The following is a 15,579-nucleotide window of genomic DNA, read 5'->3' on the forward strand; positions in this document are numbered from 1 at the left end:
TCCCAGACCCCTTACCTCTACATCCGCTCACTTTACCCCTCAATACTTGTTAGGGGTTAAAAACATATATCTGTAAGAGGGTTAGGGTGGGGTGTCGGCGGTGACGCGCTTGAGCTACGTCACGAAGAAATAGGTTGGACTAACCTCCATCCAGGCGCGATCGCTGCTAAGAGTGGGTGAAGTGGCGATCGCCACTTCACGGGGACCCTACCCTAACCCTCCCCTTGCCAAGGGGAGGGGACAAGAAGGACTCCCGGGGTCTGGTTGTTTGCTGGGTGACGGAATCCCTTGAGAATGTCTTGTATGTTAAGACGGTTTATTAAAAAGGAAGGGCAATCATGAACCTAAATCGGGACTTGCAAACGGCAAAACCCCATCAGGTTAATTATCGGGATTGGACCATTTTGGTTTTTCCCGGAACCGATGGATACCGTCCCTTGTGCCTTGCCTCAGAAACTGAGGTCCTCAGCGATACGAAACCCTATCCCACTCCCGAGGTGGCGATCGCTGCGGGGAAGCGTTTCATCGACCGAGCGATCGGTCATCAAGAGGTGGCATAATTCACCGGATTTTGTCCTTTATACCCCCATCATCACCCGACTCAGATGGGAAGCGGTCAGGTTTTCCCAACTCAGGATAGGGTCAAATCAATTCAACGTTTTTGAGGAGATTACTCATCATAAATTCTTAAATGATTGGGGGCGCAAGTTATGCGCCCTTTCGATTTTTTTATGCCTGCGGGGAAGGACTTCAGTGGTTCCTACAAGTTTGATTTTGAATTAACTGTTCATAACTGTGGGATAATTGTCAGCCAGGGGACTGAACTTTGGAATCGCCGAAATTCAGTGTTCTAACGAGGGGTTATCTTTTTTGGGACAATCATGCAATATCAACAGTTACGGCAGCAGCTAAATCAATTAGACGGGAGAAGTTATAAAGCTTATAAAGATATCCAGGGTCGCTACGAATTCCCGGATTTTACCCTGTCTATTGATTATGTTCAGGGCGATCCATTTGCCTCACCGAGTAAACTTTCAGTGCGAGTGCCTCAATCGGTGGCGGGTTTTCCCGGTGAATTGTATCACTCTCCCAGTCGGAATATTGCCCTAGGAGATTATCTCACGCGGGAGTTTGCTCAGGCGGCAAGGCAGGTTTCGACGCGACGAGGAACGGGGAAAAGTGGTCAAATTGCGATCGCCAAGGTAACCCAAGAGGTCCTAGAACGCAGTTGTGCTGCCATCAATTCCGATTGGGTAGAAATTCGCTTTACCGTCGGACTTCCGGCCCAAGGACGGCGAATTTTAGGTCATCTCGCGGGGGAAATGCTCTGCGATGATATTCCTAAAATTGTAGAAAAAGCGCTGTTTTATCGCAATCTAAATCCGTCAAAAATTCGCACCCAGGTAGAAACTATTGAAGATGCCGACTGGTTGCGCGATCGCCTCAAAGAACAAAATTTAATCGCCTTTATTGCCAATGGTGCCATTTTACCCCGACGCAGTGGCGTAGACGATCGCCCATTAACGGCCACAGAAGCAATTCCCTTCGTCTCTCCAGAGTCATTACAGGTGGAATTTGACTGTCCCAATCGCGGCAACCTTACCGGCATGGGAATTCCCACTGGAATTACCCTCATTGTTGGAGGCGGTTATCATGGCAAATCTACCTTACTTCGGGCGATCGAATTAGGAGTTTATAATCATATTCCCGGAGATGGACGAGAATTTGTCGTCACCGATCCAGGGGCGATGAAAATTCGGGCCGAAGATGGTCGCAGCGTCGTCGGGGTTGATATTTCACCCTTTATCAATCATTTACCCCAAGGTCGTTCTACCCAACAGTTTTCCACCACCAATGCTAGTGGCAGTACCTCCCAAGCGGCTAATATTATGGAAGCCTTGGAAGCCGGAACAACGGTGTTATTAGTTGATGAAGATACAGCGGCGACTAATTTCATGATTCGCGATCGCCGGATGCAAGCTTTAATTGCCAAAGAAAAAGAACCGATTACACCGTTTATTGATAAAATTAAATCCCTGACAACTTTGGGCGTTTCGACCATTTTAGTTATGGGAGGCAGTGGCGATTATTTTGATGTGGCCGATCGCGCTGTGGCAATGGATAATTTTGTAGCCTACGACGTCACCGATCGCGCCAAGGCAGTTGCGGCAGAATATGCCACGGGTCGGCAATCGGAAGGGGGACAAGAATTCGGGGCGATCGCAAATCGAATTCCCCTCCCTGATAGTCTCGATCCGAGTTCTGGGAAACGGGATGTGCGTCTGAAGGTGCGAGATGTGGATGAAGTGCGGTTTGGTGTGGAAGACATTGATTTAACTGCCGTTGAGCAAATTGTGGATCCGGGACAATTACGGGCGATCGCCGCAGCAATGGTGTATGGGAAGAACCGCTATATGGATGGCAGGCGATCGCTGCGGGAAATTCTTGATCGCGTCATGACGGATATTGATGCACAGGGATTAGATGTGTTAACGCGGTTTCCGGAAGGGGATTTAGTGCGCTTTCGTCCGCTAGAACTCGCGGCGGCCCTCAATCGCTTGCGGACTTTACAAGTGCGATGATCTGGGGTGAAATCACGGGTGGAGTATTGCAGAATCTTTCGAGGATGTCGTTACTACGAACATCGGGAAACGACCTCTAAATTAGACCTCTTGCAAAATAGCGGATTGATCCCCCCAACCCCCCTTATTAAGGGGGGCTTTTTAGAATTTTGCCAGAGGTCTATTAGCGGATTGATCCCCCCAACCCCCCTTATTAAGGGAGGCTTTTTAGAATTTTGCCAGAGGTCTATTAATCGACTCCTTCCAGAATTATCTTAAGCCCCCCTTTTTTAAGGGGGGTTGGGGGGATCAATCCAGAATTTTGCCAGAAATCTAATCTCTTTTTCGAGTGCGTAAAGCCTGCACCATAGCATCTGTACCTCATCAGTTTGGTAACCGTTATAAGGGTTTTTGCATCAAATAAAAGACATACCCAAAAAACTCACTATAGCGATCGCAAATGTCAAGTTCTCGTTCAGTTTCAGTGAGGACTTCGGATAATGCCGGGGTAAGATTGCCTGCCTTGCGTAATTCTTGGACGCGATGACTCAGAGGGTTTAAATATTCATCCCACCAGGCCGATCGCGGTAAAATAAAGGTATCCAATACCTCATACCCGGCCTCGGTTGCTATTTTAATATTGTCCTTAATTGTCATCATTTCTGGATATCCCACTTGCCAATATTCCCAAACTTCCCGAGGCGGATTATCCTGAATCCAAGTACATTCACTGACCACCACCAGTCCTCCATCCCGCAACAGGGGACGCCACAGGCGCAATCCGTTGCTAAACCCCAGGAGATAGACGGCCCCTTCTGACCAAATCAGGTCAAAACTGCCCGGAGGGTAATCTAAGGCCCCCATATCGGCTTGACGAATCGTGATGCGATCGCGCAGTCCCACTGCCACCGCAGACCCTTCCAACTGCTTGAGAAAGGGTTCATGCAAATCCACCGCGATTACCGTCGTATTCAACTCCTGGGCTAAAACCAAACTCTGCCGCCCAGGACCGCATCCCAGGTCCAAAACCTTCGGCGATCGCGGCAACGGAGGCAACCGGCGAATCGCCTCCCGGGTCGCCTCATCACTTCCGGGTCCTTCTCTGGGCAGATTGCAATGAACCGTAAACAATGCTTCCAAATCCATCTCTTACCCTCCTCTACCTGCCTGAAAATCCGTGAAATCCGGGGTTTACCCTCAAAATTATGCAAAAACCGGATAAGATAAATGCAATCCTTTCATTGATAAACCATTCTGGTAATCAAAGATACGAATTGTCATCCAGATTACAAATAGCCTAAACTAGAAATAACCGAGCGGTCTGGAATTCCAGGACCCCAATCTTATTTTGATATTATTGATACATTTTAACGCAATAAACCTACATCAATCGGACCGATTCACAGCAACTAAAGTCAGGGATTAGAGTTGAGTCAATATGGTAGTACAATCTTCAAACTCAAGCGGGCCCAAGCCAAAAACATTAGGGAAAGTTTATTTAGTTGGGGCAGGACCGGGAGACCCGGGTTTGCTCACGATTAAGGGCAAAACCCTCTTAGAATGTGCCGATGTGGTGATTTATGATGCGTTAGTCAGTCCACAAATTCTTGCCCTGATTAATCCTCATGCTGAACAAATTAATGCCGGAAAACGCCGGGGACGGCATTCGTTGAAGCAGGATGAAACGACTCAAATTTTAATCGAACAGGCGCAGATTCATGCTGTTGTTGTGCGCTTAAAAGGCGGCGATCCCTTTGTCTTCGGACGCGGTGGGGAAGAGATGGAGGATTTAATTGCGGCTGGGGTGGCGGTGGAGGTGGTCCCTGGAGTGACTTCGGGAATTGCGGCCCCTGCTTATGCGGGAATTCCCCTGACTCATCGGGGATATAGTTCGTCGGTGACGTTTGTCACGGGACATGAGACGGTGGGGAAATATCGACCCCAGGTGAATTGGCAGGCGATCGCCCAAGGTTCAGAAACCATCGCCGTCTATATGGGCGTGCATAATTTACCCTATATTACTCGGGAACTGCTGAATGCCGGGTTGAGTGCAGACACCCCGATCGCCTTAATTCGTTGGGGGACTCGCCCGGATCAAGAAGAACTGATTGGTACTTTAGAAACGATTGTTCAACGGGTTGAAGAAAGTGGATTTGAAGCCCCGGCGATCGCGGTGATTGGTCAAGTGGTCAATTTACATTCTATTTTGTCCAGCAGTCGTCCCGCTGTTTTTGGGTAAAAAAATGCCTAAACACATGATATCGGCTTTGCCCTTTCCTCGGTTATTTTGAGGGTTAATTTCCGATTCTTAAAGGTAAGGAGTTGCTATCGACCCATTCCGGCAGTTCTTGCAACTCCAACTCCATCCAAAAGATGCTTCCTTCGCCAATGCGACTGATGACATGGAGTTCTCCTCCCATCATTTCCACTAATTTTTTACTAATAGCCAGTCCCAGTCCGGTCCCTTCTGCCATCCGGCTTTTATCTCCCACTTGATGGAAGGGCAGAAAAATTTCGTTGAGCATTTCTTCGGGAATACCGATGCCCGTATCTTGAATTTCAAAGCGAATTTTGGGGGGGGTCAGCGGTCCGCTATTCTCGGATTCTGTGTTGAGTTCCTCCGTTGTCCCGTTGGCACTGGGGAGGGCGTGACAACCGGGGGGGCGATCGCGATTATACCACTGTCCATTAACTGCATAGCCTACTTTAAAGGCCACAAAACCGGAATCGGTAAACTTAATGGCATTGCCCAATAAATTAATTAGAATTTGACGTAATCGTTTCTGATCGGTGTAAATTCCACTGGGTAAAGGGGTAACCCGCTCATAATTAAACTCGATTCCCTTTTGCTTGGAACGCATATCAAATAAATCACAAATTCCCTTAATAAATTGAGGAAAATGAAATTCCTGGGCATCGATTTCTAATCGGCACGCTTCTATTTTAGCAATATCCAGAATATCGGCAATTAAAGTTAAGAGATGTTCGCCGCACTGATAAATTTTAGTGAGGTCGAGTCGTTGTTGTTCCGTGAGGTCTTCTTCTTCTTCCAACATCAATTGGGCATACCCTAAAATCCCATTTAATGGGGTTCGCAGTTCGTGGCTCATATTGGCTAAAAACTCGCTTTTAGCACGGCTTGCCACTTCTGCCACCTCTTTAGCTTTTAACAGTTCGGCTTCGATATTATCGCAATGTTCTGTGGTATTCTCCAGTAGGATTTCCAAGTCATTTTTTTCCTGCTTGAGCATTTCCACATCCCGGCGCAGGGTCTGGACCTCCAAAAGGAGTTGTTCTCTTGTTACTGTCTCTTCCCACATAGACTTAATCTCTTCCTTTGGCGATCGCGTGACGTTTGTCGCATTTACCCCGTTGTACTCGCCTTGTTCAAGCCTTATCAAAGTTCTAGCAGTAAAGCTCCGGTTGAGGGCCGCTTTAACCTAGTTTTGCAGACTTGAAAGAGGACTAGGGATTCAACTGAAGGCAATCAGCCGGTTTTGTTTTGACCCTTGAGCTACTCGGGTTAGAGCAGTCTCCGGTCGTCTACGGGATGACGACCTGTGTTAGGCCCCTGACCACGACCCCCTCCTCTTGAGTCTCTTCTTATTCCCATTCCAGTTCTAAAGACGGCATCAGGCGTTGTAAGTTCTTCAATGATTTTCCCTGCCATAACAGGTTTTTAGAACCTTTGACAATTAGATTGACATTCTTTTTTTGCCGGACCTTAATCACAAACTTGGAAAGCACGTTGATCCCCGAGCTATTTAAAAATTCCAGGCCCTTGAGATTAAGAATCATCGTTTCCGGTTCTTGGTCGATCGCACTTTCGAGAAGTTGAATAATGGGGTCATATTCATCCATACCATTTAAACGGAGGGAACCCTGGCAGTTTAGTGTTGAGGTTTCATTCTCATACCACAGGCGATAATCATCAGTCTTAATTTCCATCATCAGTAGTCAGTCGTTAATAAGGGATCTCAGGTTAAGGGTATAAGGAGCAGGAAGGTCAGCTTGCCGATCCTAACCGGAGTTTACCCAGATTGGATTACCTCCTCTCTCGTTTTTCTCCGGTGGTAGTCGATGCACTCACCGACGCTGACGGATGCTTGCAGAATCACTCCCTAATTCATGGTACGGGACAATGCCAGAATAGCGTTCAGTAGAATTACCCCTTGAGTTTATTGGCAACGAACGCTCCCTGAGCGTGCAGTGAGCGCTGCTGAATCACTGACGCCTTGCTCGCGACGAGCAATTGTCCCACCGGCCCAATTAGAGAATCGGATAGGGGTCGGATTATCTGGATATTTAATGAGTTTATAATAAGAGCTGTACCATTGTGGTTATGGCGATCGCTTTTTGCTCCCCGTCCATATCCTGAAATTTCCATCCGATCTGAGCGCCATAGTCGTTAATCATGGTCAAGAAACCCAGTCCCGATGTGCTGCCGCCACCCTCTAGGGCATTTTTTTCCAGTTGCTTAATGTAGAGTTCGAGAGGGTCCTCAGTGCTTAACAGCTTTAAAAATGTCTGAAAATCTGCCACTTTATCCCGGCAAATACTATTAGTGGTAACAAAAATAATTCTTTCAGAATTTAAGTGAAGTTGAATACTAATCGGATATCCCTGAGTCTCAACGCTAAACTTCATAGCATTTTCTAAAAGTTCATTGGCAATATAGCTGACTGCACATTGAATTTCCGCTTTTTTATCCCGGTGAGAAATGGTTTCATCACTACTTGGGAAAAATGTGGTTAAATAATCTGCCAGAAAATCCGCTGATAATCCATTATTTCGCCATCGCTGCTTGAGGGGAATTGAAGCCGGAGAAAATCCCAGAATCAAATATTCCGTTCCCGAAGGCAAATCCTCAATGAAGTCTCCAAATATCTCAGTCATAAGGGGGTTTTAGGGGCTAGATCAGTAATTCACGATTAGTAATGGGGTTACAGTAAAACACAACAATAGATCAGGGAGATTCTTCAGCGGATCTACTCGGAAAACGGATCACCTTACTGATGGATGGAGAAATGTTGATATCGACAATCGGGGCGATCGCATTCTAAACAGGACCTGTTTAGTCTTGCACCATTACTCTACCCCCCCTCAGAATCGCCCCGATTGTCGATATCAAATGAGTGAAGTGTTGCCGTTGGACTATTCCTCCATCCCGGGATTATCAGGTGGAGATTTTCCGGCGGTTGGGATACCCGTCGCGATCGCTCACTCATCAGGCGCATCAACCTTTTGGGTGAAAACACCCTAGCTTTGTGACTTACCCAGATCCTTTTATTGTATCCACAACTCATCCGACGCGACAAGCTACCTACCTGAGAAGAATTTTCAAAAGTAAGAGACTCGGATTTCCCAGGGAACGCTCAATAGATCCGAGTCTCCCACTCCGGTTACGCTGCGGATAATTCACGCACCGCTTCCACCCCACGCACCCGACGCCCGACTGCTGCTGCCACCGGACCCAAACTCTGCACCAACTCTACCATTTCGGGAAGAGAAAGCGCCTGCCTCGCATCAGATACCGACTGTTCCGGTTCCGGGTGACACTCAATAATCAACCCATCGGCACCCGCTGCCACTGCCGCCCTTGCCAATCCTGCTACTAATTCGCGCTTCCCTGCGGCATGAGACGGGTCCACCATTACCGGCAAATGGGTAATCTGTTTCAGGGCCACCACTGCCCCCAAATCCAGAATATTCCGGGTGAAGGAATCGAAACTGCGGATCCCCCGTTCACAAAGAATCACATCGGGATTCCCATGACTGAGGATATATTCGGCAGCAAATACAAATTCCTCCAGAGTCGCTGCCAGTCCCCGCTTTAACAACACAGGTTTACCCGCTTCCCCTAATGCTTTGAGCAAGTCGAAATTTTGCATATTCCGACTACCCACTTGTAACAGATCCGCGTGAGCAACAATACTTTCAATTTGGTGAACCGACATCACCTCCGTCACCACCGGAATCCCATAGCGCTGACGCACTGCCGATAAAATAGTTAACCCCGCATCTCCCATGCCTTGAAACGCGTAAGGGGAGGTGCGGGGTTTGAAAACGCCACCGCGTAACAGTTGTACAGGGGCATGGGCGAGGTGACGGGCGACGGTTTCCATTTGTTCGAGACTCTCCACGGCACAGGGACCGCCAATAATTAATAAGTCTTGGCCCCCGATAGTGGTGCGATCGCCGATAGAAATGGCGGTTTGGTGCGTGGGATGAGATTTGCTGACGAGTTTGGCATTTTTCATGGAATTTCTCCTAATGTACAAATAATCAAAATGGCCGATAAAAAAGCCCGGAACCTGTTTAAAGTTCCGGGCGGAGGCGATTTGGCATCATGACAAAACCTACCCAGAACTCTTTCTGAGCCAAAAATAAAAGCCAAAAAACCAGTTATTGAGATGGGATGTCATGGCGATCGCCTTTTTCCTTTGCGAGATAGTGCTTCAAACCAACAAAAAACCGCAGCGTTGCTTCTGCGGTTCACCAGCGGTTTCCATGTCAAAATGGATTCACGGCTGGTGAACCAAGATAAACCAAAAATAAAAATAGGGGCTGGGGTTTAACATGATGATGAGAAATTGATGAGTCAATTGAATGTATGCCTAGATAGCCTAAACCTAACAAAGCTCCAACCCGATGTCAACCCCCCAATCGGAATAACTTTTAACGGGGATTTCTACCTAGAGAAGCAGTTCCTCGTGACGAGTTTAGGGAACTCCAAAAAATAAAACTACTAGGGGAGATCCTCCCAACCCCCCTTGGCAAGGGGGGTTTTAGTAATGGGTTAATATAAAGCCCCCCTTGACAAGGGGGGTTGGGGGGATCAATTCGGTATTTTGTAATAAGGTTTAATCCTGATGATGAATCACTTTCCAATTCCGGGGCTGATAAAACAGACAGCGGCTGGTTACTTTATTAGATTTGACGGTAAATCTAAATGATTCTACAATATCCAAAGATTTCACCCCGGTTCTGATATAAATCTTGGCACTGTATGCACCGGGAACTAATCCGCAGTGCGGCAAGTGCATCTGAATTTCCACGCGTCCCGGGGAGATGTCCAACAACTCATTATCACTGGCTGTCGTCAGATATAATACATACTCGCGATCGCCCCCTAATCCGGTGAGTAAAAACCCCAAATTGGCATTATCAAAATACCCGGCTGACTTACATTCGACGGATAAATAAGCCGGTTCCCCAGAATGGACATATTCTAAAATATTTCCGGCTTCATCTTTAAAACAAACCTGGGTAATATCTAACCCCATGCTTTCCTTCGGAGATTTGGGCGGGAGTACCATTGCACCCGTTGCTTTATCTGTGCCACTCAAACAGAGGTCTTCTTCATAATGGCGAATCACTGACTCCGTTTCTCCCGAGGTAATCAGTTGGCCTTTTTTCAAATAAATCGAGCGATCGCAAACATTTAGCAAACTGTGGGAATTATGGGATACCAGAATAAACGCAGTCCCCGTTTCCCGCAATTCAGCCAACCGTCGATGACACTTAATTTTAAACTTGACATCCCCGACAGCTAACACCTCATCAATCAGTAAAATATCGGGATTAATATGAGCCGCACAAGCAAATCCTAAACGCGCTGCCATCCCTGAACTATAGGTTTGTACCGGCGCATCAATGGCATCGGCAATCTCTGCAAATTCTACCACTTCATCAAATCGTTCCTCAATTTCTCGGGTGGGTAATCCCAAAATTGACATATTGGCATAAATATTTTCTCGCCCGGTTAAAATCGGATTAAATCCTGCTCCCAACGCAATTAAAGGCGCGACTCGTCCTCTAATTTTCACCGAACCCGTATCGGGATGAATTAACCCACTAATAATCCGTAATAGGGTGCTTTTTCCGGCTCCATTTGCTCCCACCAATCCCAGGGCTTCCCCCTTTCTGAGTTGGAACTCAATATCGCGCAACGCCCAAAATTCCCCCTCTCGCAGCACATCGCTTTTTCGGCCCCCACCGATTAATTCCGCCGCAATATCTCGTACCCCATAAAGCAACGATTTCTTTAAATTTCGGCAAAATTTCTTAGACAGATTTTCCACGGAAACCAACAAATCAGAATCATTGGAAGGAGGGGAGGTAAACTCTTGTTGTTTCAATTCTTCAATTATCATCAGGAACTCACTCTCTCGATCGCAAATGGCAAAGCAATTCGGAATCCCACCCAAGTTACCATTAATCCCAGTAAAGTAAACAAGCTGGCAACCCAAAACCCAGTCTGCTGGGTCAGGATTCCCGTGGTGGCTAACTCTCGGGTAGTGACGAGTAACGGCGTCACGGGATTCAGTTTAACGATGGTTGCAAAGGTTCCCTCTTGGGGAACAGGATAAACCACGGGAGTAATAAATAACCACAATCCCGTAAGCATGGTTAATCCTTTGGAAACATCTTTATATAACAAACCAAGGGGGGCTAATAAAATGCCGAAAAAGGTCCCAAGTAAAATTAAATGAATTAAGGCAACTGGGGCTAAAATGACCGTCCAACTGACCGGCACTTGAAATATTAGAAATAACGCGCAAATTAAAATCATTTTGATGCCAAAATTAAACCCCACTTCCCCTAATTTGGCTAAAATCAAAGCTTCGCGGGGAAATTTAACTCGGGCTAACATGGGTTTAGCATCGGAAGAAGCTTGCACTGGACCTTGTAAAGATTCAATAAAGGTTTGCCAAAGGGCGGTACTAAACATGACATAAGCGGGATAGGGAATGTCAGTTTCGCCAATAGAAATAGCTCTCGCATTTCCCGCTAACGTAAATCCTACTGCCATTGCGATCGGGGGAATAAACGCCCAAGCAATGCCTAGAAAAGACTGACGATATTGAGCGCTAATATCCCGAACCATCAGCCGCCATGCCAGCGATCGGGCTGCCAACAAATCCCGCCACATTTGACGAAACATTCGTTTCGGATGGCGGAGTTCACTTTGGGGAGTATAAATGTATTCGGGTTCCATATTTCGTTGACTGACTGGAGATTAAGAAAGAACTGGAAGGGGAAACTATGGGGTTAATCGTACCCTGGAACCTTGCTTTTTTTAAAGTAGACCTTTTGCTAAATACTGATTGTATCCCCCCAACCCCCCTTAAAAAGGGGGGCTTATTGAGGGGAGAGAATTTTGTAGGAAGTCTCTTCCTCCAGGCTCCCCCTTCCTTAAAAAGGGGGGCTTATTGAGGGGAGAGAATTTTGTAGGAAGTCTCTTCCTCCGGCCTCCCCCTTAAGAAGGGGGACGGGAGGGGGATCGCACACAGAAAAAGGCAGCTAAAACGGTTATTATTTTGCCAGAAATCTAGTATTTCAGGATGCTATAAACGGCTTAAGATTGGAATAACGAGGGCTGGGGTATGTTCTGTTCCTCCGGTTGAGTTTCCGTTGCCATTATGGGTTTAATTGGGATGGGTTCAGATTGCTGTTTGACGTAGCGATCGGTCAAGTAACGGTTGAGCAACTTATCCAAAGGATAGAGAATCCGGCGCTCAAAAAAGCCACTTTTAATCCCAAAGGTCAACCGTTCACTTAACGGCATTAAAATTGACTTTCTCCGCCGCCATCCCATGCGTTTATACTTGACTTGAAAATAAGCATCTTCGTCCAGATTCCATTTATCCCGTAAGCGGTGCAAACTATTCAACTGCCACGCATCACTCCAGCGCAGCATATAGAAGGGTAAATCGGTCCATTCTAGGGGAGGACCGGGAACATAAGTCACTAGGGATGCTGGCTCAAAATAGACCGTTTCTCCCGCTTCTCGGACACTCATACAAAAGTCCAGATGTTCTTTGGTGTTCAGCATTGCTTCATCCAAAGGTCCCAGGCGATCGAATATCGAACAGCGCACCAAAACGCAGTGAAATTCCGCTAGTTCCGTTTCCTGTCGCTGGAGTTCGTCGCGCACTTCCGCCACCCGCTTCCCTTGTTTATACATTTTTTCCCGCAGTCGGCGTCGGGGACTCTCCCCATGATTATCGGTCCAAATATGGGACTCTCCTCCAGCAAAATGGATGATTTCATGAACGGGTTTATCTTGACACATTAAAGGACCAACAACGGTGGCATGGGTTTCTTCCGCGCAGTCGATCAATCGTTCCAACCATCCGGGACTGACAATGACATCGTTATCCAGGAAGGCGACATATTTGGTTTTAACTTGACTCAAGCCAATATTGCGACTCTTATTTGGGGATAAATAGCGATTAACTCGAATCAAGTTAAACCCATGTAATAGGGCTTGTTCTTCTAAATACTGGCGCACTCCATCAGGAGAATTGCCATCCACATAAACTAATTTAAAGGGAATATTCGTGTATTGATAAATGCTTTCCAGGGATTCCCGGGTACAACTAAATCGTTCCCGAGGAACAATAACAAGAGTCACTAGCGGTTCAGTCATGGTTAAGTTCTCCTTAAACTATCGGTTAACAACTTGGTAAGTTGGGATAAAAATAAAATTTTTTAGATTATTCATTTTGGACGGCAATCAACGAAGAGAGTTGGGGGGATTGGGCTGTTGGCGGGCCGTTGAATGCCTGGTGATAAATATCCAGTAGGCGATCATTGAGGGGGTTAATATTGTAGTTGTTTTCTACTTCCCTGCGCCCCGCTTGACCCAGTTGAAACCACAATTCTGGATGTTCAATCAGGAACTTGATTTTCTCCGCTAATCCCTGAGTATCTCGTTCCGGAACAAGATACCCGGAAATCCCATCCCGGACTAATTCTGGAATTCCTCCATGATAGGTACTAATCACCGGCAATCCCATCGCCATTGCTTCTTTTAAAACATTAATGGGTGCATCACAGTCGCCATCGGCAGCGGTGACACTCGGGGCCATAAACAGATGAATATTTGCCAAAATTTCTTGAATTTCGGGTTGCGTTTTCCAGCCGAGTAACTGGACTGAATCCTTGACTCTCAGTTCATCAATTAAGTGTTTTAATTTAGCTTTTAAAGGACCATCCCCAATAATTTGAAAGGTTAAATTAGGATAGGCTGGAAGCAGTTGAGCCACGGCGCGAATTGCGTATTCAATTCCCTTTTTTTCACTCAGTCGTCCCGTAGTGGCAATGCGGATTTTTCCATCGGCAGGAGGGCGAGGAGGGGAGAAGGTAAAATCCCGAGGTTCGAGTCCCGAACGGACTACAGCGAGGCGATTCGGGTCACAGCCAATGCGGATGAGTTCACGCTTGAAATAGTCGCAGTTGGTCATGAAAAAATCGCCTTGTTTAAACAGGGTTTCATAAACGCGATCGCCATGTTCCCGCAGATACAGGCTAATATCAAATCCTCGAAAGGTGGTGACTAATTTAGCGGAAGGGAAGCAAATATCCCGAAAAGAAATCCCCCGTAATCCTAAATCCCCAAATTGACAGTGAATGATGTCATAAGGTTCTTTGTCTAGGGTGGGGAGGGCGACATGGAGTAACCAAAAGGTTGCTGCTGACGTACCATATTTAAAAACGTTGAGTGATCGCCACACTACGCCGGGATTCTTGGAGAAATTCACGGCGAATAATTTTATCCCATTCAGCCAACGGACGGCATAATTAGAACTAATTTCCGGTAAAGGATAGGTGCGCTCAAGTAGCTGATATTTCTCTACATCCGGATGCACCTTTTCCAAGTTTTTTGGGGGGATACCTTCCAGAGGATAAATATCTACCTCATGATGGCGATCGATTAAGCCGGTAATCTGATTGAGGATGAAAGTTTGGGATAATACAGGAAAGTGACGGACAATAAAGGCTATTCTCATCGTTGTTTCTCATGCCGTGAGGGTTCAACTCAATTTTTTAATAAGTTTAATCAGTTTTCTAGGACTGGGCAGACTAGCAGCAGCTTCTGCCTGCCCTGAGTTAGGTTTAAATATAGTAAAGCATCCCCGAATCTAATAATTTTAAAAAAGGCACTGCAATCAATCGATTTATCAATTTTCCCTGGGCTGACTCAGGTTGGGGTTCCGGTGACTTCTCAATTGAATTCCCGGCCTTCCCTCCATCAAGTCCGTGATAAATAACCTAACTTTTTCCCCCGCTTTAACCAGCTTCATCCACATTAAAAGAGCCATAAACTTGAGCTTATAAGTTAAGTGATTGGGTCTATTATTATGTCCAATTCTAAACCAGATCCGCAAGGGAGGCTTCAAGTCCATGAGGATAAACTGGAGGAGAACTAAGGGAAAATTGGGGCGATCGCGGTTGAGATGATAAGTAGCCATTGCTACTCTTTTCACCTTTTTTTGAAGTTTTTGCACCGAATCTCGGGCGGGATGACAGATTGTCGCATCAGGGGCAAAACTTTGGGCGTAACCCGCTGCAAAAACCCGCTTTCCCCATTCGCGATCGCCTCCAGATTTCAGCATAGAGTTAAATAACCCAACTTGCTCAAACACTTGTTTATAAGTAAAAACATTGGCGGTTGCCGCAAATTGTTCATGCTCCAGATAATATTCTTGCTGCAAAAAGAACAACCAGTCGTAGAGTTCTGCCGGGTTGGGACGGTTGGGAATTTTAAAAGAAAACTGGATAGAACCCCCCACTAATCCACAATTGGGAACACTTAATAAATGGGCTATTCCCTTCTCTAACCAATCGGACTGGGGAATACAATCCGCATCCGTAAAAGCCAGAATTTTACCTTTAGCGTGTAAAATTCCTTTATTGCGGGCGGTATAAGAACCCCGAGAAGGTTCTAAGAGTATTTTGGCTTGCTTAAATGGGCGAACCACTGGCTCCAGACTCTCATCGGATCCATTATCAATGACTAAAACTTCATACAAATGTTTGGGATAAGTCTGGTTTTCTAATGCCTCTAAACAGAGTCGAAGTCGTTGCGGATCATTTAAAACGGGAATGATAGTAGAAACAAAGGGTTGAGTTTGCTGATTCATTCTTTTTCTCTGATTAACCAAAGAAGCGTGAGGATTGGCAAGTCTATTTCCCTTTAGGCAATATATAAAGTTACCCCTACGCAGGA

General features: G+C 46.4%; 13 protein-coding genes. 3 read left to right on the top strand and 10 right to left on the bottom strand.

Annotated features, from left to right (window positions below; all coding sequences use genetic code 11):
* Positions 1-338 precede the first annotated feature (338 nt).
* Both NG796_RS17235 and NG796_RS17240 read left to right on the top strand, forming a co-directional pair.
* The gene (locus NG796_RS17235) at positions 339-560 is read left to right on the top strand and encodes a hypothetical protein (RefSeq protein ID WP_261208096.1); all 222 of its coding nucleotides are present in this window, start codon (positions 339-341) and stop codon (positions 558-560) included.
* A 321-nt stretch (positions 561-881) separates the two neighbouring features.
* The gene (locus NG796_RS17240) at positions 882-2,582 is read left to right on the top strand and encodes an ABC-ATPase domain-containing protein (RefSeq protein WP_261208097.1); all 1,701 of its coding nucleotides are present in this window, start codon (positions 882-884) and stop codon (positions 2,580-2,582) included.
* 378 nt (positions 2,583-2,960) lie between these two features.
* Here the strand turns inward: NG796_RS17240 and NG796_RS17245 are convergent, their stop codons facing one another.
* Positions 2,961-3,707 (bottom strand): SAM-dependent methyltransferase, encoded by a 747-nt coding sequence (locus NG796_RS17245; RefSeq protein WP_261208098.1) that lies wholly within the window; start codon positions 3,705-3,707, stop codon positions 2,961-2,963.
* Positions 3,708-3,999: 292 nt separating this feature from the next.
* Between NG796_RS17245 and cobA the strand changes: the two genes are divergently transcribed.
* A complete protein-coding gene (gene cobA, locus NG796_RS17250; protein WP_261208099.1) occupies positions 4,000-4,800 on the top strand; it encodes a uroporphyrinogen-III C-methyltransferase in 801 nt (266 codons plus the stop codon).
* Positions 4,801-4,855: 55 nt separating this feature from the next.
* Here the strand turns inward: cobA and NG796_RS17255 are convergent, their stop codons facing one another.
* From NG796_RS17255 to NG796_RS17295, 9 genes are all read right to left on the bottom strand, one after another.
* Positions 4,856-5,962 carry a sensor histidine kinase gene (locus NG796_RS17255; RefSeq protein WP_261208100.1) on the bottom strand — a complete coding sequence of 369 codons (1,107 nt, stop codon included), beginning with the start codon at positions 5,960-5,962 and terminating at the stop codon, positions 4,856-4,858.
* A gap of 202 nt (positions 5,963-6,164) precedes the next feature.
* On the bottom strand, positions 6,165-6,509 hold the full coding sequence (locus NG796_RS17260) for a slr1659 superfamily regulator (RefSeq protein ID WP_261208177.1): 345 nt from the start codon (positions 6,507-6,509) through the stop codon (positions 6,165-6,167).
* A gap of 366 nt (positions 6,510-6,875) precedes the next feature.
* Positions 6,876-7,457, bottom strand: coding sequence for a DUF6272 family protein (locus tag NG796_RS17265; RefSeq protein WP_261208101.1), 582 nt, complete (start codon positions 7,455-7,457; stop codon positions 6,876-6,878).
* 506 nt (positions 7,458-7,963) lie between these two features.
* On the bottom strand, positions 7,964-8,821 hold the full coding sequence (aroF, locus tag NG796_RS17270; protein WP_261208103.1) for a 3-deoxy-7-phosphoheptulonate synthase: 858 nt from the start codon (positions 8,819-8,821) through the stop codon (positions 7,964-7,966).
* A 603-nt stretch (positions 8,822-9,424) separates the two neighbouring features.
* On the bottom strand, positions 9,425-10,717 hold the full coding sequence (locus tag NG796_RS17275; RefSeq protein ID WP_261208104.1) for a polysaccharide ABC transporter ATP-binding protein: 1,293 nt from the start codon (positions 10,715-10,717) through the stop codon (positions 9,425-9,427).
* Positions 10,717-11,562 (bottom strand): ABC transporter permease, encoded by an 846-nt coding sequence (locus NG796_RS17280; protein ID WP_261208106.1) that lies wholly within the window; start codon positions 11,560-11,562, stop codon positions 10,717-10,719. The genes NG796_RS17275 and NG796_RS17280 overlap by 1 nt, the downstream gene beginning before the upstream one ends.
* 360 nt (positions 11,563-11,922) lie before the next feature.
* Positions 11,923-12,996: a glycosyltransferase family 2 protein gene (locus tag NG796_RS17285; protein ID WP_261208107.1), complete on the bottom strand. Its 1,074-nt coding sequence runs from the start codon at positions 12,994-12,996 to the stop codon at positions 11,923-11,925.
* Between the two features lie 67 nt (positions 12,997-13,063).
* A complete protein-coding gene (locus tag NG796_RS17290) occupies positions 13,064-14,359 on the bottom strand; it encodes a glycosyltransferase (protein WP_261208108.1) in 1,296 nt (431 codons plus the stop codon).
* A 171-nt stretch (positions 14,360-14,530) separates the two neighbouring features.
* Positions 14,531-15,493, bottom strand: coding sequence for a glycosyltransferase (locus NG796_RS17295; protein WP_261208109.1), 963 nt, complete (start codon positions 15,491-15,493; stop codon positions 14,531-14,533).
* Between the last annotated feature and the right edge of the window lie 86 nt (positions 15,494-15,579).

It is taken from the genome of Laspinema sp. D2d (assembly GCF_025370755.1).
Taxonomy (GTDB): domain Bacteria; phylum Cyanobacteriota; class Cyanobacteriia; order Cyanobacteriales; family Laspinemataceae; genus Laspinema.